20 protein-coding genes are annotated in these 23,655 nt (G+C 71.2%); 13 read left to right on the plus strand and 7 right to left on the minus strand.

The window, feature by feature from the left end; all coding sequences use genetic code 11:
- The first annotated feature begins 32 nt into the window (after window positions 1-32).
- Both ACZ3HQ_RS19510 and ACZ3HQ_RS19515 read left to right on the plus strand, forming a co-directional pair.
- Complete coding sequence (locus tag ACZ3HQ_RS19510; RefSeq protein ID WP_467512499.1) at window positions 33-1,697, plus strand: PucR family transcriptional regulator ligand-binding domain-containing protein; 1,665 nt, start codon at window positions 33-35, stop codon at window positions 1,695-1,697.
- A 70-nt stretch (window positions 1,698-1,767) separates the two neighbouring features.
- The gene (locus ACZ3HQ_RS19515; RefSeq protein ID WP_467512501.1) at window positions 1,768-2,556 is read left to right on the plus strand and encodes a phosphatase; all 789 of its coding nucleotides are present in this window, start codon (window positions 1,768-1,770) and stop codon (window positions 2,554-2,556) included.
- 67 nt (window positions 2,557-2,623) lie between these two features.
- Here the strand turns inward: ACZ3HQ_RS19515 and ACZ3HQ_RS19520 are convergent, their stop codons facing one another.
- The 5 genes from ACZ3HQ_RS19520 to ACZ3HQ_RS19540 all read right to left on the minus strand — a co-directional run bounded on the left by ACZ3HQ_RS19520 (window position 2,624) and on the right by ACZ3HQ_RS19540 (window position 6,793).
- Complete coding sequence (locus ACZ3HQ_RS19520; protein WP_467512503.1) at window positions 2,624-3,031, minus strand: hypothetical protein; 408 nt, start codon at window positions 3,029-3,031, stop codon at window positions 2,624-2,626.
- A gap of 401 nt (window positions 3,032-3,432) precedes the next feature.
- Complete coding sequence (tesB, locus tag ACZ3HQ_RS19525; protein ID WP_467512505.1) at window positions 3,433-4,299, minus strand: acyl-CoA thioesterase II; 867 nt, start codon at window positions 4,297-4,299, stop codon at window positions 3,433-3,435.
- 36 nt (window positions 4,300-4,335) lie between these two features.
- Window positions 4,336-5,493, minus strand: a complete 1,158-nt coding sequence (locus tag ACZ3HQ_RS19530) for an acyl-CoA dehydrogenase family protein (RefSeq protein ID WP_086691302.1) — start codon at window positions 5,491-5,493, stop codon at window positions 4,336-4,338.
- Between the two features lie 115 nt (window positions 5,494-5,608).
- Window positions 5,609-6,172, minus strand: coding sequence for a Uma2 family endonuclease (locus ACZ3HQ_RS19535; protein WP_467512507.1), 564 nt, complete (start codon window positions 6,170-6,172; stop codon window positions 5,609-5,611).
- A gap of 24 nt (window positions 6,173-6,196) precedes the next feature.
- Entirely contained in the window at window positions 6,197-6,793 is a 597-nt protein-coding gene (locus tag ACZ3HQ_RS19540) for an SACE_7040 family transcriptional regulator (RefSeq protein ID WP_467512509.1), read from the minus strand.
- Window positions 6,794-6,879: 86 nt separating this feature from the next.
- Between ACZ3HQ_RS19540 and ACZ3HQ_RS19545 the strand changes: the two genes are divergently transcribed.
- From ACZ3HQ_RS19545 to ACZ3HQ_RS19590, 10 genes are all read left to right on the plus strand, one after another.
- Complete coding sequence (locus tag ACZ3HQ_RS19545) at window positions 6,880-8,496, plus strand: carboxyl transferase domain-containing protein (RefSeq protein ID WP_467512511.1); 1,617 nt, start codon at window positions 6,880-6,882, stop codon at window positions 8,494-8,496.
- 17 nt (window positions 8,497-8,513) lie between these two features.
- Window positions 8,514-10,544, plus strand: a complete 2,031-nt coding sequence (locus ACZ3HQ_RS19550; protein ID WP_467512513.1) for an acetyl/propionyl/methylcrotonyl-CoA carboxylase subunit alpha — start codon at window positions 8,514-8,516, stop codon at window positions 10,542-10,544.
- Entirely contained in the window at window positions 10,541-11,491 is a 951-nt protein-coding gene (locus ACZ3HQ_RS19555; RefSeq protein WP_467512515.1) for a hydroxymethylglutaryl-CoA lyase, read from the plus strand. Before ACZ3HQ_RS19550 ends, ACZ3HQ_RS19555 begins: the two co-directional genes overlap by 4 nt.
- Before the next feature lie 5 nt (window positions 11,492-11,496).
- Complete coding sequence (locus tag ACZ3HQ_RS19560) at window positions 11,497-12,657, plus strand: acyl-CoA dehydrogenase family protein (RefSeq protein WP_381096163.1); 1,161 nt, start codon at window positions 11,497-11,499, stop codon at window positions 12,655-12,657.
- A gap of 118 nt (window positions 12,658-12,775) precedes the next feature.
- A complete protein-coding gene (locus ACZ3HQ_RS19565; RefSeq protein ID WP_467512517.1) occupies window positions 12,776-13,822 on the plus strand; it encodes an ABC transporter substrate-binding protein in 1,047 nt (348 codons plus the stop codon).
- A gap of 42 nt (window positions 13,823-13,864) precedes the next feature.
- A complete protein-coding gene (locus ACZ3HQ_RS19570) occupies window positions 13,865-14,710 on the plus strand; it encodes a siderophore-interacting protein (protein ID WP_467512519.1) in 846 nt (281 codons plus the stop codon).
- 107 nt (window positions 14,711-14,817) lie between these two features.
- Window positions 14,818-16,260: a lysine decarboxylase DesA gene (desA, locus tag ACZ3HQ_RS19575; RefSeq protein WP_467512521.1), complete on the plus strand. Its 1,443-nt coding sequence runs from the start codon at window positions 14,818-14,820 to the stop codon at window positions 16,258-16,260.
- The gene (locus tag ACZ3HQ_RS19580; RefSeq protein ID WP_467512523.1) at window positions 16,244-17,518 is read left to right on the plus strand and encodes a lysine N(6)-hydroxylase/L-ornithine N(5)-oxygenase family protein; all 1,275 of its coding nucleotides are present in this window, start codon (window positions 16,244-16,246) and stop codon (window positions 17,516-17,518) included. Before desA ends, ACZ3HQ_RS19580 begins: the two co-directional genes overlap by 17 nt.
- Window positions 17,515-18,045 (plus strand): GNAT family N-acetyltransferase, encoded by a 531-nt coding sequence (locus ACZ3HQ_RS19585; protein WP_467512525.1) that lies wholly within the window; start codon window positions 17,515-17,517, stop codon window positions 18,043-18,045. The genes ACZ3HQ_RS19580 and ACZ3HQ_RS19585 overlap by 4 nt, the downstream gene beginning before the upstream one ends.
- A complete protein-coding gene (locus tag ACZ3HQ_RS19590) occupies window positions 18,042-19,811 on the plus strand; it encodes an IucA/IucC family protein (protein ID WP_467512527.1) in 1,770 nt (589 codons plus the stop codon). The genes ACZ3HQ_RS19585 and ACZ3HQ_RS19590 overlap by 4 nt, the downstream gene beginning before the upstream one ends.
- A 95-nt stretch (window positions 19,812-19,906) precedes the next feature.
- Here the strand turns inward: ACZ3HQ_RS19590 and ACZ3HQ_RS19595 are convergent, their stop codons facing one another.
- Together ACZ3HQ_RS19595 and ACZ3HQ_RS19600 are read right to left on the minus strand one after the other, a co-directional pair.
- Entirely contained in the window at window positions 19,907-21,526 is a 1,620-nt protein-coding gene (locus tag ACZ3HQ_RS19595) for a beta-N-acetylhexosaminidase (protein WP_467512529.1), read from the minus strand.
- Between the two features lie 117 nt (window positions 21,527-21,643).
- Entirely contained in the window at window positions 21,644-23,230 is a 1,587-nt protein-coding gene (locus tag ACZ3HQ_RS19600) for a purple acid phosphatase family protein (RefSeq protein ID WP_467512531.1), read from the minus strand.
- 149 nt (window positions 23,231-23,379) lie between these two features.
- Here ACZ3HQ_RS19600 and ACZ3HQ_RS19605 point away from each other — a divergent pair, with 149 nt between their 5' ends.
- Entirely contained in the window at window positions 23,380-23,637 is a 258-nt protein-coding gene (locus tag ACZ3HQ_RS19605) for a hypothetical protein (RefSeq protein ID WP_030816599.1), read from the plus strand.
- The last annotated feature ends 18 nt before the right edge of the window (window positions 23,638-23,655 follow it).

Raw genomic sequence — 23,655 nt, forward strand, 5'->3', positions numbered from 1 at the left:
ATGAACGGGGTGGACAGGAGGATGTGCACACCATGTCGGAGCCGACCACCCCGTCCGTCCCGCCGACCCCGCCCGTGCCGCTCTCCGCGCTGCTGGCCCGCGAGGAACTGGGCCTGCGCCAGATCGCCGGTCCCCCGGCCGCGGACACCGTGATCCACTGGGCGCACACCTCGGAGATGGCCGACCCGTATCCCTATCTGCTGGGCGGCGAGCTGCTGCTGACGGCGGGCGTGCACGTACCGGAGGCGGCCGGGGCGGAGGGGGGTACCCCCTGTTCGAGCGAAGCCGGGAGCTCGGGGGAGTACTTCGACGACTATGTGTCCCGGATCGTCGCCGCGGGCGGAGCCGCCCTCGGATTCGGGCTGGCCCCGGTGCACGACGCGGTGCCGCGCGCGCTGGTCGCCGCCTGCGAGGCGTACGGGCTGCCGCTGCTGGAGGTGCCGCCCCGGACCACGTTCTCCGGGGTGGCCCGCGCGGTGTGGCAGCTCATGGCGCAGGCCCGCCTCGCCGAGCTGCGCCGGGTCACGGAGGCCCAGCGGAGCCTCGCGGCGGCCGCCTCCCGCCCCGACCCGGTTCCCTCCGTCCTGCGCCAGCTCGCCCAGCGCCTCTCCGCCCGCGCCCTCCTCTGCGCCCCCGACGGCACGGTGATCGCCGGCGCGGGCCGCGCGCCGGTACCGGGCACCGAGGAGGCGCTGCGGAAGCTGACGGCGGTGGTACGGCCGGGGCCCGTCCCGGAGCCCGGCGCACCCGCCGGCGCTACGGGGCGGGCGGACCCGGCGCGGGACGCGGGGCCTGCCGGCCCACCCGGCCCCGGCGACCGAGCCTCCGGCGCCGGAGGCGAAGGGCACCCGGCCGCTCCACCCGAGTCCGCCCCCGCCCGGGCCACCCCCGCCTCCGCCACCGACACCCTGGGCGACACCCAGCTAGCCGCCTACGCCCTCGGCGGGAGCAGCGGGTTCGTGCTCGGGGTGGCGACCAGACGGCGTGAACCGGCGGACCACACCATCGCCTCCGTCGCCGCCGTACTGCTCTCCCTGCTGACCGGCGAGCACCAGAGCGGGGCGGGCGCGGCGCGCTCCTCGGCACTGGTGCGGCTGCTGCTGGGCGCGGCCCCGGCGGAGGTGGCCGGGCTGCTCGGGAACGGCGACCGGTGGCTCGTCGTGCACGCCCGCCCGGAGAACGGCACCCCCGACCCCGTGGGCGCGGCCGCCCTCGGCGCGGCGCTGGGTTCGCCCCTGATCGACCTGGGCCGGGACGTCGTACGCGTCCTGGTGCCCGCCGGGCGGGAGCCGGCCGCGCAGCCCGGCTGGACGCTGGGCGTCGGCGCGCCCGCCGAGCCCGCGGACTGGCCGTCCGCCGATGCGCAGGCCGCCCGCGCGCTGGCCCGCGCCCGCGCCACCCGCGCCCCGCTGGTCCGGCACGGCGCCCGGCCGGGGCTGGGCGAGCTGGTGCCGCGCGCGGACGCGGCGGAGCACGCCCGGGCCCTGCTCGCCCCGCTCGCGGCGGCCCCGGCGCTCATCGAGACCCTGCGCACCTGGCTGTCCCTGCACGGGAGTTGGGACCGTACGGCGGTCGCGCTGGACGTGCACCGCAATACCGTCCGCCAGCGCATCACCCGCTGCGCGGCCCTCCTCGACACGGATCTGGACGATCCGGACGTGCGCATGGAGCTGTGGTTCGCCCTGCGCAACCACTAGATCGTCCGCGTGCCCCGGAAGAGGGGCGTCCCGGAGACGGCGGATCGTTCGCTGCCCCACAATGGGGGGCATGCCGATATCCGGGACGCCCAGCCGTGCTCAGCTCGTCGACCATCTGGTGAGAACGCGGATCGCGGGGGACGTGGCCACGCCCCGCGAGAACAACCTCTCCCACTACCGCAGGCTGGCCAACGGCGACCGGCACTTCTGGCTCGGCCTGGAACTGGGCGACCGCTGGACCGACGAGCAGGACGTGCTCGCGGTGATGGCCGAGCGGGTCGGCGTGAACGACGACGCCGAGCACCGGTACGGCCAGGACACCATCGACCCGGAGCTGACGGTCTCCGCCCTGGAGCGGCTCGCGCTGCGGCTGCGCAAGGCGGCCGAGGACAGCCAGCGGGTGCTGTTCGCCACCGGGCATCCGGGCGGCCTGCTGGACGTGCACCGGGCCACCGCCGCCGCGCTGCGCGCCGCCGGCTGCGAGATCGTCGTCATCCCCGAGCGGCTCCAGACCGACGAGGGGTACGTCATGCAGTTCGCGGACGTGGCCGTCCTGGAGCACGGCGCGACCCTCTGGCACACCCATTCCGGGGAACCGATGCGCGCCATTCTCACCGGACTTGAGCGCGAGGGCCGCGAGCTGCCCGACCTCGTCGTGGCCGACCACGGCTGGGCCGGCTACGCGGCGCAGCACGGCGTGGACGCCGCCGGGTACGCCGACTGCAACGACCCGGCGCTGTTCCTCGCCGAGGCCGAGGGCACCCTCCAGGTGGCGATCCCGCTGGACGACCACGTGGTCAGCCCCCGCCACTACGACCCGATGACGGCGTATCTGCTCGACCAGGCCGGACTCGTCTGATCCCGGCCCCGGACGCGGGAGTGCGACCCCCTCGGGGGCCGCACGTCTCGCTCAGATCGCGGTGTTGTCAGCGACCGTGACCGCCACCACCGTGACCGCCACCACCGTGGCCGCCACCACCGTGACCGCCGCCACCGTGACCGCCGCCGTAGCCGCCGCCATGGCCGTAGCCACCGTGGCCGTAGCCGCCGTGACCGTAACCGTCGTGGCCGTGGCCACCCCAGTAGTTGTCGTTGTCACCCCAGTTGTTCCAGTTGTTGTGGTGACGACCCCAACCCCAGTCGTCATCGTTCCACCAGCCGCGGTCGTGGTTGTAGCCGTTGTGGTGACCGCCCCGATAGTCCCTGTCGTACGAGCTGTGGTTGCCGTTCTGGGTCGCCGAAGCGGTGCCCGCGGCGCCCACCGCTGCTCCGCCGGCCAGCAGAAGGCCGGTGGCGGACAGGGCGACAAGACGCCTCGCGCGCGTTGATCGCATGAGAAATTACCTTCCATCTCCATCGTCTCTCGCGATCCCGATCTGGGTGCGAGGTGGATGGCCGTCACCGCGAGAGGAAGATTGCGGCACGGTCTTCAGGTGTCACCGCAGTGTGCTGAGCGGCACGGTCGTGCTCCGCCGACGCCTTACAGGCCACCCGTACGCATTCACGCCATCAGGTGCTGCGGCTGAGGTCCCTGGGAGCGGGAATCCTCGTCACCGGGCAAGCCGTGTGCTGCGGCTTTCACTCATGAAGCCTAGTCCCGGATGCGTCGCGCGTCCTGTTGAGCGGTCTACTGAGTGACGGGTGATCGCGGATGCCGCGCGCACGGCGCGGGCGTCCTCGCGACAGAGGACGCCGGGGCAGGTCAACCCCGGCGCTCGGCAACGGACTTGACGCCTCAGCGCGGTACGCGGACCACGCCTTCCTGGACGACGGAGATGGCGAGTCCTCCGTCCCGCGTGTAGATCCGGGCCTGGCCCAGACCCCGGCCGCCGTGCGCGGAGGGGGACTCCTGGTCGTAGAGCAGCCACTCGTCGGCGCGGAAGGGGCGGTGGAACCACATCGCGTGGTCCAGGGAGGCCCCGACCACGTCCCCGACGGCCCAGCCGCCGCGCCCGTGGGCGAGCAGCACCGAGTCGAGCAGGGTCATGTCGGAGACGTAGGTGGCGAGGACGACGTGCAGCAGGGGGTCGTCGTCCAGCTTGCCGTTGGCGCGGAACCAGACCTGGCTGTGCGGCTCGCGCGGGGCGCCGAACTCGCCGAACGGCGGCTCGTCCACGTACCGCAGGTCGATCGCCTCGCGGGCCTCCAGGAAGCGCTCGACGACCTCGGGGTCGAGGTGGGCGTAGCCGCGCAGGCGCTCCTGGGACGTCGGCAGGGTCGCCGGGTCGGGCGCTTCGGGCATGGGGGCCTGGTGGTCGAGGCCGTCCTCGTGACTCTGGAAGGACGCGGAGAGGTGGAAGATCGGCTTGCCGTGCTGGACGGCGACCACGCGGCGGGTGGTGAAGGAGCGGCCGTCGCGGATGCGGTCGACGCTGTAGACGATCGGCGCGCCGGGGTCGCCGGTGCGCAGGAAGTACGCGTGCAGCGAGTGGGCGGCGCGGTCGGCGGGGACCGTGCGCCCCGCGGCGACCAGCGCCTGCGCGGCGACCTGGCCGCCGAAGACGCGGGGGATGACGGCGGAGCGGGACCGCCCGCGGTAGATGTCCTCCTCGATCCGCTCGAGGTCGAGCAGATCGAGGAGGTCCTGAAGTGCCTGGCTCATGACGTGTAGTTGTACCGGCCAGTCATTGCGGGGGCCTTACAGGCCCATGTCCTTGGCGATGATCGACTTCATGATCTCGCTGGTGCCGCCGTAGATGCGGTTGACCCGGTTGTCCGCGTACAGACGGGCGATCGGGTACTCGTTCATGTAGCCGTAGCCGCCGTGGAGCTGGAGGCAGCGGTCGATCACGCGGTGGGCGACCTCGGTGCAGAACAGCTTGGCGGAGGCGGCCTCGGCGGGCGTCAGCTCACCGGCGTCCAGCGCCTCGGTGGCGCGGTCGGCGACGGCCTCGGCCGCGTCCACCTCGGCCTGGCAGGCGGCCAGCTCGAACTTGGTGTTCTGGAAGTGGGCGACCGGCTTGCCGAAGACCGTGCGGTCCTGGACGTACTGCTTGGCGAAGCGGACGGCGGCCTTGGCCTGGGCGTAGGCGCCGAAGGCGATGCCCCAGCGCTCGGAGGCCAGGTTGTGGCCGAGGTAGTAGAAGCCCTTGTTCTCCTCGCCGAGCAGGTCCTCGACGGGGACCTTGACGTCCACGAAGGCGAGTTCGGCGGTGTCGGAGGTCTTCAGGCCGAGCTTGTCCAGCTTGCGGCCGACGGAGTAGCCCTCGGACTTGGTGTCCACGGCGAAGAGGGAGATGCCGAACCGGCGGTCGTCCTCCTTCGGGGCGGAGGTGCGGGCGCAGACGATGACCTTGTCGGCGTGCACACCGCCGGTGATGAAGGTCTTGGCGCCGTTGAGGACGTAGTGCGTGCCGTCCTCGGAGAGCTTGGCGGTGGTCTTCATGCCCGCGAGGTCCGAGCCGGTGCCGGGCTCGGTCATCGCGATGGCCCACATCTCCTCGCCGGTGACGAACTTCGGCAGGAAACGCTTCTTCTGCTCGTCCGTGGCCAGCATCTTGATGTACGGCAGGGCGAGCAGCACGTGCACGCCGGAACCGCCGAACTGGACGCCCGCGCGGGAGGTCTCCTCGTAGAGGACCGCCTCGAACTTGTGGCTGTCCATCCCCGCGCCGCCGAACTCCTCGGGCACGTTGATGCCGAAGATGCCCAGCTCGCCGAGCTTGTAGTAGAAGTCGCGCGGAGCCTGACCGGCGGCGAACCACTCGTCGTAGACCGGAACGACCTCGGACTCGATGAAGTCCCGGAGAGTCTCCCGGAACGCCTCGTGATCCTCGTTGAACACCGTACGGCGCACGCCGCCACCTCCACGTACCTCGGCATGACATCGAGCATGTCTAAGCGCTTGCTCAACCGAAGGTACCGGCGAGTACGTTCACCGTCCAGGGTGAGCTTCCCCACCCCGGGCGCCGTCAGTTCCCGGCCTTGCCGTATCGCCTGAAGTCGGCGGAATCGATCAGCCAGGGGCCGAAGGGGACGGTGTCACCGAAGATGTACGCGTCCTTGCGGGCGTAGCGGCCCTTGCAGGGGTCGGAGTGGACCTCGATGGTGCCGGTGCGGGGGTCGACGATCAGGTAATGGGCGATGCCCATGGCGGCAAAGGCACCCGGCCGCGCGCCACACTCCTCCGCCTCGGTGGCGATCTCGACGGACGCCATCACCGGTAAGGCGTTCACCGCTGGGCCGTCCTCATCGAGGGCGGCCTCGGGAACGACCGACAGGTCCGGGTGGAGCATCCGGCCGAGGACGGGGTGCTCGATGTGCGGGGACGCGCAGATGTGGTCCGGATGAGTCGCACGGAGTTGCTCGTTCAGCCGCTCGCGCAGTCGGCGGACGATCCCCGCGTGGCGTTTCGGGCGACGCCTCAGGGCCAGCGAAGGTCCCTCCGGTCCGATCTCGACGCGCCACGTCCCGTCGAGCCCTTCGGCAAAGGCGTCCAGTTCGTCGGCGAGCAGGCGCATCTTGGCGTAGTCCACGGCCGCAGCGTAATCGGCGGAGCCCTACGCGCCCGCCGCCGCGAACGCCCCCCGTGCCATCCGGTGCAGCAGGGTCGCGGTGACCGCGCGGCCCGGGAGGGTGCCTGCCCGGCCCAGGTGGGGGGTGGAGTTGAGGAGGCCGAAGACGGAGTGGACGGCGGAGCGGGCGGCCGGTTCCGTCAGGGTGGGGTGGGTCTCGCGGACGACGCCGACCCAGAGTTCGACGTACTGGCGCTGGAGCTGGCGGACCAGCTTGCGGTCGCTGTCGCGCAGCCGGTCCAGCTCGCGGTCGTGGAGGGTGATCAGCGGGCGGTCGTCCAGGGCGAAGTCGATGTGGCCCTCGATGAGGGAGTCCAGCACCGCGGAGGCGCCGGCCCGGCCGTCCGTCTCCGCCAGGCGGCGGCGCGCGCCGGTGAGGAGCTGGCCGCTGATGCCCACCAGCAGCTCCGCGAGCATCGCGTCCTTGCCGGGGAAGTGCCGGTAGAGGCCGGGGCCGCTGATGCCGACCGCCGCCCCTATCTCGTCCACCCCCACGCCGTGGAACCCGCGCTCGGCGAAGAGGCGGGCGGCCTCCTTGAGGATCTGCTGCCGCCGGGTCGGGGCGTCGGTTCTGCTGGCCATGCGGGTCATTGTAGACAGCGAGGTTAGCGGTCGTTAACCTGAGGGAAATGCGTTAACGCTCATTAACAAGGTGAGGGGTTCGCAGGATGCACGAGGCACCGGAGCTGACGAGCGCGGCAGACCCCGCGTCGGAGGCCTGGCAGGCCAATGAACAGGCCCATCTCGCCCTGGGCGAGGAGCTGCGCGCCAAGCTGGCGGCCGCGGCCCTCGGCGGCGGCGAGAAGGCGCGCGCCCGGCACACCGCGCGCGGCAAGCTGCTGCCGAGGGACCGGGTGGACGCCCTGCTCGATCCCGGCTCCCCCTTCCTGGAGCTGGCCCCCCTCGCGGCCGACGGGATGTACGACGGGCAGGCCCCGGCGGCGGGGGTGATCGCCGGGATCGGCCGGGTCAGCGGACGCGAGTGCGTGATCGTCGCCAACGACGCGACCGTCAAGGGCGGCACGTACTACCCGATGACGGTGAAGAAGCACCTGCGCGCCCAGGAGGTCGCCCTCGACAACCGCCTGCCCTGCGTCTACCTGGTGGACTCCGGCGGCGCCTTCCTGCCCATGCAGGACGAGGTCTTCCCCGACCGCGACCACTTCGGCCGCATCTTCTACAACCAGGCCCGCATGTCCGCGGCCGGCATCCCGCAGATCGCCGCCGTCCTCGGCTCCTGCACGGCCGGCGGCGCGTACGTCCCGGCGATGAGCGACGAGGCGGTGATCGTCCGCGACCAGGGCACGATCTTCCTCGGCGGCCCCCCGCTGGTGAAGGCCGCCACGGGCGAGGTCGTCACGGCGGAGGAGCTGGGCGGCGGCGAGGTCCACTCCCGCGTCTCCGGCGTCACCGACCACCTCGCGGAGGACGACGCGCACGCGCTCAGGATCGTGCGGAACATCGTCGCCACCCTCCCCGCCCGCAAGGACGCCCCCTGGGAGGTGACCCAGGCCGTCGAGCCCAAGGTCGACCCCTTCGGGCTGTACGGCGCGGTCCCGGTCGACTCCCGCACCCCTTACGACGTCCGCGAGATCATCGCCCGCGTGGTGGACGGCTCACGCTTCAGCGAGTTCAAGTCCGAGTACGGCCAGACCCTGGTCACCGGCTTCGCCCGCATCCACGGCCACCCGGTCGGCATCGTCGCCAACAACGGCATCCTGTTCTCCGAGTCCGCCCAGAAGGGCGCGCACTTCATCGAGCTGTGCGACCAGCGCGGCATCCCCCTGGTCTTCCTCCAGAACATCTCCGGCTTCATGGTCGGCAAGGACTACGAGGCGGGCGGCATCGCCAAGCACGGCGCCAAGATGGTCACCGCCGTCGCCTGCACCCGCGTGCCGAAGCTGACGGTCGTCGTCGGCGGCTCCTACGGCGCGGGCAACTACTCGATGTGCGGCCGCGCCTACTCCCCCCGCTTCCTGTGGATGTGGCCCGGCGCCAAGATCTCCGTCATGGGCGGCGAACAGGCCGCCTCGGTGCTCGCCACCGTCAAGCGGGACCAGATGGAGGCGCGCGGCGAGGAGTGGCCCGCCGAGGCCGAGGACGCCTTCAAGGCGCCGATCCGCGCGCAGTACGAGAGCCAGGGCAGCGCCTACTACGCCACCGCCCGGCTCTGGGACGACGGTGTGATCGACCCGCTCCAGACCCGTCAGGTGCTCGGACTCGCCCTGACCGCCTGTGCCAACGCGCCGCTGGGAGAGCCCCGGTTCGGCGTCTTCCGGATGTGAGAGGGAGGGGAACTTCCGTGTTCGACACAGTGCTGGTCGCCAACCGGGGCGAGATCGCGGTACGGGTCATCCGTACGCTCCGTGCGCTCGGCGTGCGCTCGGTGGCGGTCTTCTCCGACGCCGACGCCGACGCGCGGCACGTCCGGGAGGCCGACACGGCCGTCCGGATCGGCCCGGCCCCGGCTGCGGAGAGCTATCTGTCGGTGGAGCGGCTGCTTGAGGCCGCCGCCCGCACCGGCGCCCAGGCGATCCACCCCGGCTACGGCTTCCTCGCCGAGAACGCCGGCTTCGCACGCGCCTGCGAGGAGGCGGGGCTCGTCTTCATCGGTCCGTCCGCCGACGCCATCGCCCTGATGGGCGACAAGATCCGCGCCAAGGAGACGGTGGCGGCGGCCGGGGTCCCGGTCGTGCCGGGCTCCAGCGGCAGCGGCCTGACCGACGCCGAACTGGCCGACGCCGCGCGTGAGATCGGCACCCCCGTACTGCTCAAGCCCTCGGCGGGCGGCGGCGGCAAGGGGATGCGTCTCGTACGGGACGTCGCCGCCCTGGAGGACGAGATCGCGGCCGCCCGCCGCGAGGCCCGCGCCTCCTTCGGTGACGACACCCTGCTGGTGGAGCGGTGGATCGACCGCCCCCGGCACATCGAGATCCAGGTGCTCGCCGACGGCCACGGCCATGTGGTCCACCTCGGCGAACGCGAGTGCTCGCTCCAGCGGCGCCACCAGAAGATCATCGAGGAGGCGCCCAGCGTCCTGCTCGACGAGGCGACCCGTGCCGCGATGGGCGAGGCGGCCGTGCAGGCGGCCCGCTCGTGCGGGTACCGGGGCGCGGGCACGGTGGAGTTCATCGTGCCGGGCGGCGACCCGTCCTCGTACTACTTCATGGAGATGAACACCCGCCTCCAGGTCGAGCACCCGGTCACCGAGCTGATCACGGGCCTGGATCTGGTCGAGTGGCAGCTCCGGGTCGCGTCCGGCGAGCCGCTGGGCTTCGCGCAGGAGGACGTGACACTCACCGGGCACGCCGTGGAGGCTCGTATCTGCGCCGAAGACCCGTCCCGCGGCTTCCTCCCCTCGGGCGGAACGGTCCTGCTGCTGGCCGAGCCGCAGGGCGACGGGGTCCGCACCGACTCCGGCCTCAGCGAGGGCACCGAGGTCGGCAGCCTGTACGACCCGATGCTGTCCAAGGTGATCGCCTACGGCCCCGACCGCGCGACCGCCCTGCGCAAGCTCCGCGCCGCCCTCGCACAGACGGTCACCCTGGGCGTCCCGACCAACGCGGGCTTCCTGCGCCGCCTGCTGGCGCACCCCGCGGTGGTGGCGGGCGAACTGGACACCGGGCTGGTGGAGCGGGCGGTGGACGACCTGGTTCCGGTGGACGTTCCGCCGGAGGTCTACGCGGCGGCCGCACTGCTGCGCCAGGCGGCCCTGGCGCCGGCTGCGGCGGGCGGCTCCGGCTGGGTGAACCCCTTCGCGGCGGCCGACGGGTGGCGTCTCAGCGGCGAGCGGGCGTGGACGCCCCACCACCTGCGGCTGCCGGGGCACGAGCCGGTGACGGTGCGGGTCCGCGACAGCACCGACGGCGGGGCGGAGCTGCTGACGGACGGCGGCGAAACCCCGCTCCGGGCCACTGCGGGGACCTTCTCGGCGGGCGGAGGCCGCTTCACCTTCGTCCTGGACGGCGTGTCGCACACCTTCGCCGTACCGCCGGACGGCACCTGGCTGGGCCGGGACGGCGACGCCTGGCAGGTGCGGGACCACGACCCGGTCGCCGCCTCGCTGAGCCGGTCCGCGCACGCGGGCGCCGACTCGCTGACCGCGCCCATGCCGGGCACGGTGACGGTGGTGAAGGTGGCCGTGGGCGACGAGGTCGAGGCCGGGCAGAGCCTGCTGGTGGTGGAGGCGATGAAGATGGAGCACGTCGTCTCCGCCCCGCACGCCGGCACGGTCGCCGAACTCGACGTGACGCCCGGCAGCACGGTCGCCATGGACCAGGTGCTGGCCGTCATCGCGCCGAAGGAGCCGAGAGAGACGGAGGAGACGGAATGAGCGCCCTGCCCATGGTCGTCCCCGACCCCGCCCTGCCCACGCGGGTCCGCATCCACGAGGTGGGCGCGCGGGACGGCCTCCAGAACGAGAAGGCGGCCGTACCGACGGAGGTGAAGGCGAAGTTCATCCGCCGGCTGCGCGAGGCGGGCCTGACCACCATCGAGGCGACCAGCTTCGTGCACCCCAAGTGGGTGCCCCAACTGGCCGACGCCGAGGAGCTGTTCTCGCAGGTGTCCGACGTGGACGCCGAACTCCCGGTGCTGGTGCCCAACCAGCGCGGCCTGGACCGGGCGCTGGCCCTCGGGGCGCGCCGGATCGCGGTGTTCGCCAGCGCGACGGAGTCCTTCGCGAAGGCCAACCTCAACCGCACGGTGGACGAGTCGCTGGCCGTGTTCGAGCCGGTGGTACGCCGGGCCAAGGACGCGGGCGCCCATGTCCGCGGCTATGTGTCGATGTGCTTCGGCGACCCCTGGGAGGGCGAGGTACCGCTCCCCCAGGTGGTCCGGGTGTGCGCGGCCCTGAAGGACATGGGCTGCGACGAGCTGAGCCTCGGCGACACCATCGGCGTCGCCACTCCGGGCCAGGTCCGCGCCCTGCTCACCCTGCTGAACGAGGCGGGCCTGCCCACGGCAGACCTCGGCGTCCACTTCCACGACACCTACGGCCAGGCGCTCGCCAACACCTACGCGGCGCTCCAGCACGGCGTCAGCACCGTAGACGCCTCCGCGGGCGGCCTCGGCGGCTGCCCGTACGCCAAGTCCGCCACCGGCAATCTCGCCACCGAGGACCTGGTCTGGATGCTGCGCGGCCTCGGCATCGAGACCGGCGTCGATCTGGAGGCGCTGACCGCCACCAGCGTCTGGATGGCGGCCCACCTGGGCCGCCCGAGCCCCTCCCGCACCGTCCGCGCCCTCGGCACCACGACCCAGCCCGACAAGGACCAGTGATCAGCATGGACCACCGCCTCAGCCCCGAGCTGGAGGAACTCCGCCGCACGGTGGAGGAGTTCGCGCACGACGTCGTGGCGCCGAAGATCGGCGACTTCTACGAGCGCCACGAGTTCCCGTACGAGATCGTCCGCGAGATGGGCCGGATGGGCCTGTTCGGGCTGCCGTTCCCCGAGGAGTACGGCGGCATGGGCGGCGACTATCTGGCGCTGGGCATCGCGCTGGAGGAGCTGGCCCGGGTGGACTCCTCGGTGGCCATCACCCTGGAGGCGGGCGTCTCGCTGGGCGCCATGCCGATCCACCTCTTCGGCACCGAGGAGCAGAAGGCCGAGTGGCTGCCCCGGCTGTGTTCGGGCGAGATCCTGGGCGCGTTCGGCCTCACCGAGCCGGACGGCGGCTCGGACGCGGGCGCGACCCGTACGACGGCCCGGCTGGACCCGGACACCGACGAATGGGTCATCAACGGCAGCAAGTGCTTCATCACCAACTCCGGAACCGACATCACCGGCCTGGTGACGGTCACCGCGGTCACCGGCCGCAAGCCGGACGGCAAGCCGCTGATCTCCGCGATCATCGTCCCCTCGGGCACACCGGGCTTCACGGTCGCCGCTCCCTACTCCAAGGTCGGCTGGAACGCCTCGGACACCCGTGAGCTGTCCTTCCAGGACGTGCGGGTGCCGGCGGCCAACCTGCTCGGCGAAGAGGGGCGCGGGTACGCGCAGTTCCTCCGCATCCTGGACGAGGGCCGCATCGCCATCGCCGCGCTGGGCACCGGGCTCGCCCAGGGCTGCGTGGACGAGTCGCTGCGCTACGCCAAGGAGCGGCACGCCTTCGGCCGGCCCATCGGCGCCAACCAGGCCATTCAGTTCAAGCTGGCCGACATGGAGATGAAGGCCCACACCGCCCGCCTCGCCTGGCGCGACGCGGCGGCCCGGCTGGTGGCCGGCGAGCCGTTCAAGAAGGAGGCGGCCATCGCCAAGCTCTACTCCTCCACCATCGCCGTCGACAACGCCCGTGACGCCACCCAAGTCCACGGCGGCTACGGCTTCATGAACGAGTACCCGGTGGCCCGCATGTGGCGGGACTCCAAGATCCTGGAAATCGGCGAGGGCACCAGCGAGGTCCAGCGCATGCTGATCGCAAGGGAGTTGGGCCTCACCGGCTGACCTCACAGCGCATCCCGACGGGGGCGGACGCCCCAGCCCTGGACATACGGCAAGGTTAGGCTAACCTTGCTTCGAATTGGTCAGGCGGTGCCCGCCCCGGTCGAAAGCAGTCATACCCATGTCCCACACCCGTGCCACCCACCTCACTCGCCGCGGCATCCTCGCCGCGGGCGGCGCCCTCGGTCTCGGCGCCGCGCTCGCCGCCTGTGGTGACGACAAGGGCAAGAGCGGGGGCTCCGAGGGGCAGGCCAAGCCCGGCAGGTCCGGCGCGTGGAGCTTCAAGGACGACCGCGGCCAGACCGTGAAGCTGGACTCGGTCCCCACGAAGATCGTCGCCTTCACCGGTGTCGCCGCCGCGCTGTTCGACTACGGCATCGAGGTCAAGGGCGTCTTCGGCCCGACCAAGACCAAGGACGGCAAGGCCGATGTGCAGGCCGGCGACATGGACGTCAGCAAGCTGACCGTCTTCGGCAACGTCTTCAACCAGTTCAACGTCGAGGAGTACGCGGCCTTCGGCCCCCAGGTCCTCATCACCACCACCTTCGACCCCAAGGGCGTCCTCTGGTACGTGCCCCTGGAGTCCGCCGCGAAGATAGCCAAGCTGGCGCCCAGCGTCGCCGTCTCGGTCTACGACCGCCCGCTCACCGGCCCCCTCCAGCGCATGTGGGAGCTGGCCGAGTCCCTCGGCGCCGACACCAGGTCGGCGAAGATCACCGACGCCAAGAAGCGCTTCGAGGCGGCCGCGGCCCGGCTGCGGAAGGCGGCCAAGTCCCGCCCCGAGATCAAGGTGATGGCGGGCTCCGCGGCGCAGGACGCGTTCTACGTCTCCGGCACCAACCTCTCCGCGGACCTGGAGTACTTCAAGTCCCTCGGCGTGAACTTCGTCGAGCCCTCGGAGGCCGCCAAGAAGCCCACCGGCGGCTGGTTCGAGACGCTGAGCTGGGAGAACGTCGACAAGCACCCGGCCGACGTCATCATCATGGACGACCGCTCCTCGGCCATCCAGCCCGCCGACATCACCAAGGCCACCTGGAAGAAGCTGCCCGCCGTCAAGGCCGGCCAGGTCATCCCCCGCTCCGCCGAGCCGATCCTGTCCTACGACAAGTGCGCCCCGCTGCTGGAAAACCTCGCCAAGGCCATCGAGACGGCCAAGAAGGTCAGCTAACACCTGTCCGCATGACCCCTTCCTGACATTCAGGAGCCCCGCATGACGACGGCCGTGGCCGCCCCGTTCCGTTTCTTCGCCCTCTCTGTGGCCCGGACGAGGCGGCTCGGTCCGTCCCTGCTCCGGGTCACCTTCACCGGACCGGAGCTGGCCCAGTTCCACTCGCTGGGCCGCGACCAGTCCCTCTCGCTGTTCCTGCCGCAGCCCGGCCGGCGCGCACCCGTGGTCCCGCTGGAGCTGGGCGACGACTGGTGGCACGGCTGGCGCGAACTGCCGGACGACGTACGGGCGGTGATGCGCTCGTACACCCTGCGCGCGCTGCGCCGGGACCCGGACGAGATCGACATCGACTTCGCGCTGCACGGCACCGAGCCCGGCGCCCCGGTCCCGGCCGGCCCCGCCTCCCGCTGGGCCGCCGGTGCCGTGGCGGGCGACCGAGTACTGCTGCTCGGTCCTGCCGCCGCCGACAACCGGGCCATCCGGTTCCGGGCGCCGGAGGACACCGACCTGGTCGTCATGTGGGGCGACGAGACCGCCGTACCGGCCGCCACCGCCGTACTGGAGTCGCTGCCCGCCTCCACCCGGGTGCGCGCCTGGCTGGAGGTGCCGCACTCCGGGGACATCCAGGACGTGCGCACCGGGGCGGACGCCCGCATCACCTGGCTGGTACGGCACCAGGGCGCCCCCTCGGCCGTGGAAGCCCTGCGCGCGGCCCAACTCCCCGCGCACACCCGTCCGTACGTCTGGCTCGCCGGTGAGGCCGGCCAGGTGCGGGAGCTGCGGCGGCACTTCGTCGGGGAGCGCGGCACGGACCGGCGACGGGTGACCTTCGTCGGTTACTGGCGACGCGGGCTGACGGAGGAACAGCTCCGCGCGAGTGCCGCCTAGGCACGGAACCCCGGAGGGGTGTACTCCCGGCCGACTTAGGTTAGGCTTACCTAAGTTGAAGCCGCGGAACTTCACTCCCCCTCGTGTTTCCCCCGGAGGACCCCCTCATGCGCTCGCACCTGCTCAATGGCCTCACCGCGGAGACATACCGCCGCTCCGTGACCGAAGGAGTAGAGCGGGTGGCGGCCAAACTCGCCACCACCGCAAGCCCGTTCACCGGTGTCACCGTCGACGGCCTCGCTCCCCGCGTCGACTCCGTGGACCTCGACCAGCCGCTCGGCGACACCGCCGCCGCGCTGGACGAGCTGGAGGAGGTCTACCTCCGCGACGCCGTCTACTTCCACCACCCGCGCTACCTCGCCCACCTCAACTGCCCGGTCGTCATTCCGGCGGTGGTCGGCGAGGCCGTGCTCTCCGCGGTCAACTCCTCCCTGGACACCTGGGACCAGTCGGCCGGCGGCACGCTCATCGAGCGGAAACTGATCGACTGGACCAACGCCCGCATCGGCCTGGGCCCCGCCGCCGACGGCGTGTTCACCTCCGGCGGCACCCAGTCCAACCTCCAGGCGCTGCTGCTGGCCCGCGAGGAGGCGAAGGCCGAGTCCTACGACCGACTGCGCATCCTCACCTCCGAGGTCAGCCACTTCAGCGTGAAGAAGTCCGCCAAACTCCTCGGTCTGGGCCCGGACGCGGTCATCGCCGTCCCCGTCGACCACGACAAGCGGATGCACACCCTCGCCCTCGCCCACGAGCTGGAGCGCTGCGCCCGGGACGGATTCCTCCCGATGGCCGTCGTCGCCACCGCGGGCACCACCGACTTCGGCTCCATCGACCCGCTCCCCGAAATCGCCGAACTCTGCGCGCGGTTCGGGGTGTGGATGCACGTGGACGCCGCCTACGGCTGCGGACTGCTCACCTCGCTCAAGCACCGCGACCGCATCGACGGCATCGAGCGCGCCGACTCGGTCACCGTCGACTACCACAAGTCCTTCTTCCAGCCGGTGAGTTCCTCCGCCGTGCTGGTCCGGGACGCGGCCACCCTGCGCCACGCCACCTACCACGCCGACTACCTCAACCCCCGCCGCATGGTGCAGGAGCGCATCCCCAACCAGGTCGACAAGTCCCTCCAGACCACCCGCCGCTTCGACGCGCTCAAGCTGTGGATGACGCTGCGCGTGATGGGCGCCGACGGCATCGGTGAACTCTTCGACGAGGTCTGCGAACTGGCCCGGGAGGGCTGGGAGCTGCTCGCCGCCGACCCCCGCTACGACGTGGTCGTGGCGCCCTCGCTGTCCACCCTGGTCTTCCGCTACATCCCGGCGACCGTCACCGACCCGGCCGAGATCGACCGCGCCAACCTGTACGCCCGCAAGGCCCTGTTCGCCTCCGGTGAGGCCGTGGTGGCGGGCACCACGGTGGGCGGCCGCCACTACCTGAAGTTCACCCTGCTCAACCCCGAGACCACCGCGGCCGACATCGCCGCCGTCCTCGATCTGATCGCCGGCCACGCCGAGCAGTACCTGGGAGAGTCCCTTGACCGCGCTTCCTGAAGCCAGTCCCGTCCTCGACTTCGTGGGGATCGGCCTCGGCCCCTTCAACCTCGGCCTGGCCTGCCTCACCGAGCCCATCGAGGAGCTGAACGGCGTCTTCCTCGAATCCAAGCCCGACTTCGAGTGGCACGCCGGGATGTTCCTGGACGGCGCCCACCTCCAGACGCCGTTCATGTCGGACCTGGTCACCCTGGCCGACCCCACCTCGCCGTATTCCTTCCTCAACTACCTGAAGGAGAAGGGCCGTCTGTACTCGTTCTACATCCGGGAGAACTTCTACCCGTTGCGGGTCGAGTACGACGACTACTGCCGCTGGGCCGCGGGCAAGCTGACCAGCGTCCGCTTCAGCACCACGGTCACCGAGGTGACGTGGGAGGACGGGCTCTACGCGGTGCACACCGACGCCGGTGACACCTACCGCGCCGAACACCTGGTCCTCGGCACCGGCACCCCGCCGTACATCCCCGAAGCCTGCGAGGGCCTGGGCGGCGACTTCATCCACAACTCCCGCTATCTGGCGCACAAGGCGGAGCTGCGGAAGAAGCGCTCCATCACCCTGGTCGGCAGCGGGCAGTCGGCCGCCGAGATCTACTACGACCTCCTCAGCGAGATCGACGTCCACGGCTACCGGCTCAACTGGGTCACCCGCTCCCCGCGGTTCTTCCCGCTGGAGTACACCAAGCTCACGCTGGAGATGACCTCCCCGGAGTACATCGACTACTTCCACGCGCTCCCCGAGGACACCCGCTACCGGATCACCGCCCAGCAGAAGGGCCTGTTCAAGGGCATCGACGGCGAGCTGATCAACGAGATCTTCGACCTGCTCTACCAGAAGAACCTCGGCGGCCCGATCCAGACCCGCCTGCTTACCAACTCCGCGCTGAACAAGGCCACTTACCGCAACGGCACCTACACCCTCTCCCTCCGCCAGGAGGAGCAGGGCAAGGACTACGAGCTGGAGAGCGAGGGCCTGGTGCTGGCCACCGGCTACCAGTACCGCGAGCCGGAGTTCCTCAAGCCGGTCCGCGACCGCCTGCGCTATGACAGCCACGGCAACTTCGACCTGGCCCGCAACTACGCCATCGACGTCACCGGCCGGGGTGTCTTCCTCCAGAACGCCGGCGTCCACACCCACAGCATCACCAGCCCCGACCTGGGCATGGGCGCCTACCGCAACGCCTCCATCATCCGCGAGCTGCTCGGCTCGGAGTACTACCCGGTCGAAAAGACCATCGCCTTCCAGGAGTTTGCCGTATGACCTTCACGATCCGCCCCCTCGACCCCCTGAAGGACGCGAGTCTGGTGCACGGGTGGGTGACCGATGCGAAGGCCGCTTTCTGGATGATGCAGGACGCCAGGCTGGAGGACGTCGAGCGTGCCTACCTGGAGATCGCGGCCGACGAGCACCACCACGCCTTCCTCGGTCTGGACGACGGGGTGCCGGTGTTCCTGATGGAGTCCTACGACCCCGCGCACCGCGAGCTGGCCGGGCTGTACGAGGCCCAGCCGGGCGATGTGGGCATGCACTTCCTGGTGGCGCCCACCGACACACCCGTGCACGGGTTCACCCGGCGCGTCATCACCGCCGTGATGACGCACCTGTTCACGGACCCGCGCACCCTGCGGGTCGTCGTGGAGCCCGATGTGCGCAACACCGCCGTGCACGCCCTGAACGAGGCCGTCGGGTTCGTGCCCGAGGGCGAGATACAGAAGCCGGAGAAGCGCGCCTTGCTGAGTTTCTGCACCCGGGAACAGTTCGAGGCGGCGACGGGGGTGGTCGCATGACCCTCGCCGGCTCCGTGGCCCACCTCTCCCCCGAGCGCTGGGACCTGGCCAACCGCCTGCTGATCCGCAAGGCCCTCGCCGAGTTCACGCACGAGCGCCTGCTGACCCCCGAGCACGAGGGTGACACCTACGTCGTCCGCAGCGACGACAAGCTCACCTCGTACCGCTTCTCCGCCGTGCGCCGGGGCCTGGACCACTGGCAGGTGGACGCCGACTCGATCACCCGGCACCGTGAGGGGGGCGAACTCCCGCTCGCCGCGCTGGACTTCTTCATCGAGCTGAAGGAGACCCTGGGGCTCAGCGAGGAGATCCTGCCGGTGTACCTGGAGGAGATCTCCTCCACCCTCTCCGGCACCTGCTACAAGCTGACCAAACCGCGGGTGAGCGCGAAGGAATTGGCCGGGGCGTCGTTCCAGGACATCGAGACCGGGATGACCGAGGGTCACCCCTGCTTCGTGGCCAACAACGGCCGGCTCGGCTTCGGCGTCCAGGAGTACCTGGCGTACGCGCCCGAGACGGCCAGCCCGGTGAAACTGGTCTGGCTGGCCGCGCACCGCTCGCGCGCCGCCTTCACGGCCGGGGCGGGCGTCGAGTACGAGGAGTTCTTCCGGCGCGAGCTGGGCGAGGCCACCCTGGAGCGGTTCCGGGGCGTGCTCACCGGGCAGGGTCTCGACGCGGACGACTACCTGCTGATCCCGGTCCACCCCTGGCAGTGGTGGAACAAGCTCAGCGTGACCTTCGCCGCCGAGGTGGGCCGCCGCAACCTGGTGTGCCTGGGCGAGGGCGACGACGAGTACCTGGCCCAGCAGTCCATCCGGACGTTCTTCAACCGGACGCACCCCGAGAAGCACTATGTGAAGACGGCGCTGTCCGTGCTCAACATGGGCTTCATGCGCGGTCTTTCGGCCGCGTACATGGAGGCGACCCCGGCGATCAACGACTGGCTGGCCCGGCTGATCGAGAACGACCCGGTGCTCTCGGCGACCGGCCTCACGATCATCCGCGAGCAGGCCGCCGTCGGCTACCGGCACCTGGAGTACGAGCGGGCCACCGACCGCTACTCCCCCTACCGCAAGATGCTGGCCGCCCTGTGGCGCGAGTCCCCGGTGTCCCGCCTCGCGGAGGGCGAGTCGCTGGCGACGATGGCCTCCCTGCTGCACACCGACCACGACGGCGCCTCGTTCGCGGGCGCGCTGATCGAGCGCTCGGGGCAGACGCCCACCGACTGGCTGCGCGACTACCTGCGGGCCTACTACGTGCCGCTGCTGCACAGCTTCTACGCCTACGACCTGGTGTTCATGCCGCACGGCGAGAACGTCATCCTGGTGCTGGAAGACGGCGCGGTCCGGCGCGCGGTGTACAAGGACATCGCCGAGGAGATCGCCGTCATGGACCCGGACGCGGCCCTGCCGCCCGAGGTGCGGCGCATCCGGGTGGAGGTGCCCGAGGACAAGAAGCTGCTGTCGATCTTCACCGACGTCTTCGACTGCTTCTTCCGCTTCCTCGCCGCCAACCTGGCCGCCGACGGGGTGCTCACCGAGGACGCGTTCTGGGACACGGTCGCGGAGATCACCCGCGAGTACCAGGAGGCCAACCCGCAGCTCGCGGAGAAGTTCGAGCGGTACGACATGTTCGCGCCGGAGTTCGCGCTGTCCTGCCTGAACCGGCTCCAGCTCCGCGACAACAGGCAGATGGTGGACCTCGCCGACCCGTCCGGCGCGCTCCAGCTCATCGGCACCCTGAAGAACCCGCTAGCCGGGCGCTGAGGGGGCCGGCCAAGGCCACGGGCACCCCGGAGACGGTCCTCCGGAGTGCCCGTACCCCTTTCGTCGGCCCGCCGGCCCGTCAGTCCGTCAGTCCGTCAGCCCGTCGGCCAGGGGACCTCCGGCGAGCGGTAGTAGCTGATGCCGAGGGCGTCCCACCGCGGAGCCTGCGCGGCCAGCCGCACCCGGTAGGTGTCCCAGTCGTGGGTGGCGGCCGGTGACCAGCCCAGCTCCGCCGCGCCCGGCAGCCGCGGGAACGCCATGTACTCGATGTCGGCGGACTTCTTCAGCGTCTCCGACCACAGCGGAGCCTCAACCCCCCTGACCGCCGAGGCGGGCACCCCGTCGAGATAGGCGCCCGGGTCCCAGTCGTAGGACCGCCGCACCTCCACCAGGCCCGCCCAGTCCAGGCCGAGCGGGGTGTCCTTGGTGTACTTCATGTCGAGGTAGACCCGGTCGGCCGGGGACAGGATCAGCCCGGTGCCGTTCCGCGCGGCCTCGGCGACCTGCGCCTTCTCCGCCGCGCTGGTGCGGTCCAGGCCCCAGTACTGGGCGAGGGCGCCCTGGACCGGACGGGCGCCGGTGAGCTGATGCCATCCGATGGCCGTCTTGCCGTACTTGGCGACGAGCGGCTGCACCCGGTCCATGAACGTCACATAGTCCGCGTGGCTGGTGGAGTGCGCCTCGTCACCGCCGATGTGCAGATAGCGGCCCGGAGTGAGCGCGGCCAGCTCGCGGATCACGTCGTCCGCGAAGTCGTAGGTGACCTGCTTGGGCACGCACAGCGAGCTGAAGCCGACCCGGGTGCCGGTGTAGAGCGGGGGTGCCACGCCGTCGCAGTTCAGCTCGGCGTAGGAGGCGAGGGCGGCGTTGGTGTGGCCGGGCATGTCGATCTCGGGGACGACCTCGAGATAGCGGTCGGCCGCGTACCGGACGATCTCCCGGTAGTCGGCCTTGCTGTAGTGGCCGCCCGCGCCGCCGCCGACCTCGGTGGAGCCGCCGTATGGGGCCAGGCGCGGCCAGGAGTCGATGGCGATGCGCCAGCCCTGGTCGTCGCTGAGGTGCAGATGCAGCTCATTGATCTTGTAGAGGGCCAACTGGTCGATGTAGCGCTTGACCTGGGTGACGGTGAGGAAGTGCCGGGAGACGTCCAGCATGGCGCCCCGGTAGGCGTAGCGCGGGCGGTCCTCGACGGTACCGCCGGCGATCCGCCAGGGGCCGGGCTGGACGGTCTTCTTCTCGACGGCCGGCGGCAGCAGTTGGCGCAGGGTCTGCACGCCGTGGAAGAGGCCGGCGGGGGCGGCGGCGGTGATGGTGACGCCACCGGCTCCGCTGTGCAGCCGGTACCCCTCGGCGCCGAAGTCGCCCTTTTGGAGGCGGAGTCGGATGCCTCCGCCGCCGTGGTCGGTGAGCGGCAGCGGATAGCCGGTGGAGGGCCGCAGGATGCCGGTGAGGTAGGCGCCGATCCGGCGGACCTCGGCGGAGCCGTCCACCCGGACGCGGGTCGCGCGGGTGATGCGGTACGGGGTGCCGCCCGGCTGGACCGAGGCGGGGGCCGGGACCACCCGGTCCAGCGCGGGCGGGGCGGCCGCCTGCCCGGCGGGGTTCGCGGCGACGGTGAAGACACCGGCCGCCGCGACAAGCAGCAGCGATCCGAGGATTCGGGGCGTTCGGGTCCTTCGAGTCGGTCGGGGAGTGGTGCCGTGGTGCCGTGTCACATGCGCTCCCTTCGGATGTGGTCGGGACAACTCTCCCGCAGATTGGGTGAATCGATCCCGGCCGTGCCGGCAACCGTCCGGCGGTGCGCCCGTGACCCTACGCGCGAACGCGCGGGTCTACTTGGCGCGGCGGGCCACGGTGAAGTGGTCGATGCGCTCACCCGTCTCGGCGATGCCGGACACGGTCAGCGTGGTGTGCCGCCCGCTCGGCGCGGGGGTGACGTCCACGCGCAGGAACGAGTAGTCGAGGTAGCGCACGCGGGACCAGGTGACGGTCTCGGGCTTCTTGCCTTCCTTGAGGTTGACGAAGGAGGAGACGGACTCGACCTCGTGCTCGTTGCCCTCGTAGGTGTCGGGCGCGGTGAAGGCGTACAGGCTGCGGCCGGCCGCGCCCGCGGTGACGTAGACGACGCCCTCGGTCTCGGGGTAGGCGGTGCCGCCGACGGGGAGCTTCTTGACGACCGTGTCGCCCTTGATCACGTCGGTGCGCTCGTACTGGTGGTTGTGGCCGTTGATGACCAGGTCCACGGTGTACTTCTCGAACAGCGGCACCCACTCCTGGCGCACCCCGCCCTCGGAGGCGTGGGCGGTGGAGGTGCAGTAGGCGCAGTGGTGGAAGAAGACCACCACGAAGTCGATGTCCCGCGCGGCCCGGAACTTCTTGAGCTGCGCCTCCAGCCATGTCGTCTGCGTGCCGCCGGAGATGCCGAGGTTGGCGGGGATCTCGTACGAGATGTCGTTGGCGTCCAGCGAGATGACCGCGGTGTTGCCGTAGACGAAGGAGTAGACGCCGGGCAGGTTGGCCGCGTCGGGGCCGTTGTCGGGGAGGGACCAGCGGGCCTCCTCGCCGCCGTAGCCGTTGGGCGAGTACCAGGCTTCCATGTCGTGGTTGCCGTAGGCGGGCATCCAGGGGATCTGCTTGGCGACGGACTCGGTCTGGTGCAGGAACTGGTCCCAGGTGCGCGAGTCGAAGCCGGTGTCGGTGGTCTTGCCGGCGCCGGCCGGGTCGCCGTAGGCGATGTCGCCCGCGTGCAGGTGGAAGGCGGGGTTCTGGCCGAGGATCAGGGCGTTGTTGGCGAGGCCGTGGTAGCCGACGCCCTCGTCGCCGAAGGCGGTGAAGGTGAAGGGCGCCTTGTGGGCGGGGGCGGTGGTGAAGGTGCCGAGCGTGCCGAGCAGGTGGGGCTCGGCGGGGTCGAAGCCCTGGTGGCCGACGCCGTAGTAGTAGGTCTGGCCGGGGCGCAGGCGGCTCAGCTTCGCGTGCACGTAGTACTGGGTGTGGTCGCCGCTCGCGCCGACGCCGGCCGGGGTGTGCAGGGTGCGGACCTCGGCGTCGATCTTGCGGGAGAGGTCCCAGGGGTGGGCGCCGATCCGGATGAAGGGGCGCTTGACGGCGACAGGCACCTGCCAGGAGACGGTGACCTCGGTGCGCGGGTCGTTGCCCCAGGCCAGGTGGCGGCCGAAGGGGGCGGCCAGCGCGCCGTCCACGTGCTCGGTGCGGCGCGGTGCCGGGACCGTGGGGGTGGCGGCGGCGGCCGGGGTCGCGGCGCCGGGCACGAAGGCGCCGCCCGCGACGGTGCCGAGGGTGACGGCGCCGCCCCTGATCAGGGTGCGCCGGGAGAATCTGCTCCGCAGGTACTCGTGCCGCTCGGCCATGCTCATCCGCTCGGCCAGCTTCTCGGGTACGCCCATACGAGGAATGTCCATGACCAGCAAACTCGTGGCCGGGGGCGACGCCTCCTGGGACGGAAAGTGGACACCGGGCGAACAGCGCACCATGAGCGCGCCAAGAGGCCCCTGCCCGGAATCGGGCACGATTCTTGCGAAACCGGCGCTCGTACCCGAAGATCTACCGGGTGCACGAGGAACTTGTCGATCATTTGACGCGCTCGACCCCGCTCAGCCGGGGCGAGGCGCTGCGAGTGATACAAGACGTGCTCGCCTTCTTCGACGAGACGACCCAGGACTACGTCCGTCGTCGACACCGAGAACTGCAGGCCCAGGGCCTGCAGAACGCGGCGATCTTCGAACGGATCGATGCGGACCTGAAATACCGCGCGGTGGCGCCGCCCGAGCTCACGCTCCGGCAGTTGCGCCGCATGGTCTACGGCTGAGAAGCCAGGGTGAGGGAG

The organism is Streptomyces sp. NPDC018263 (assembly GCF_055562575.1).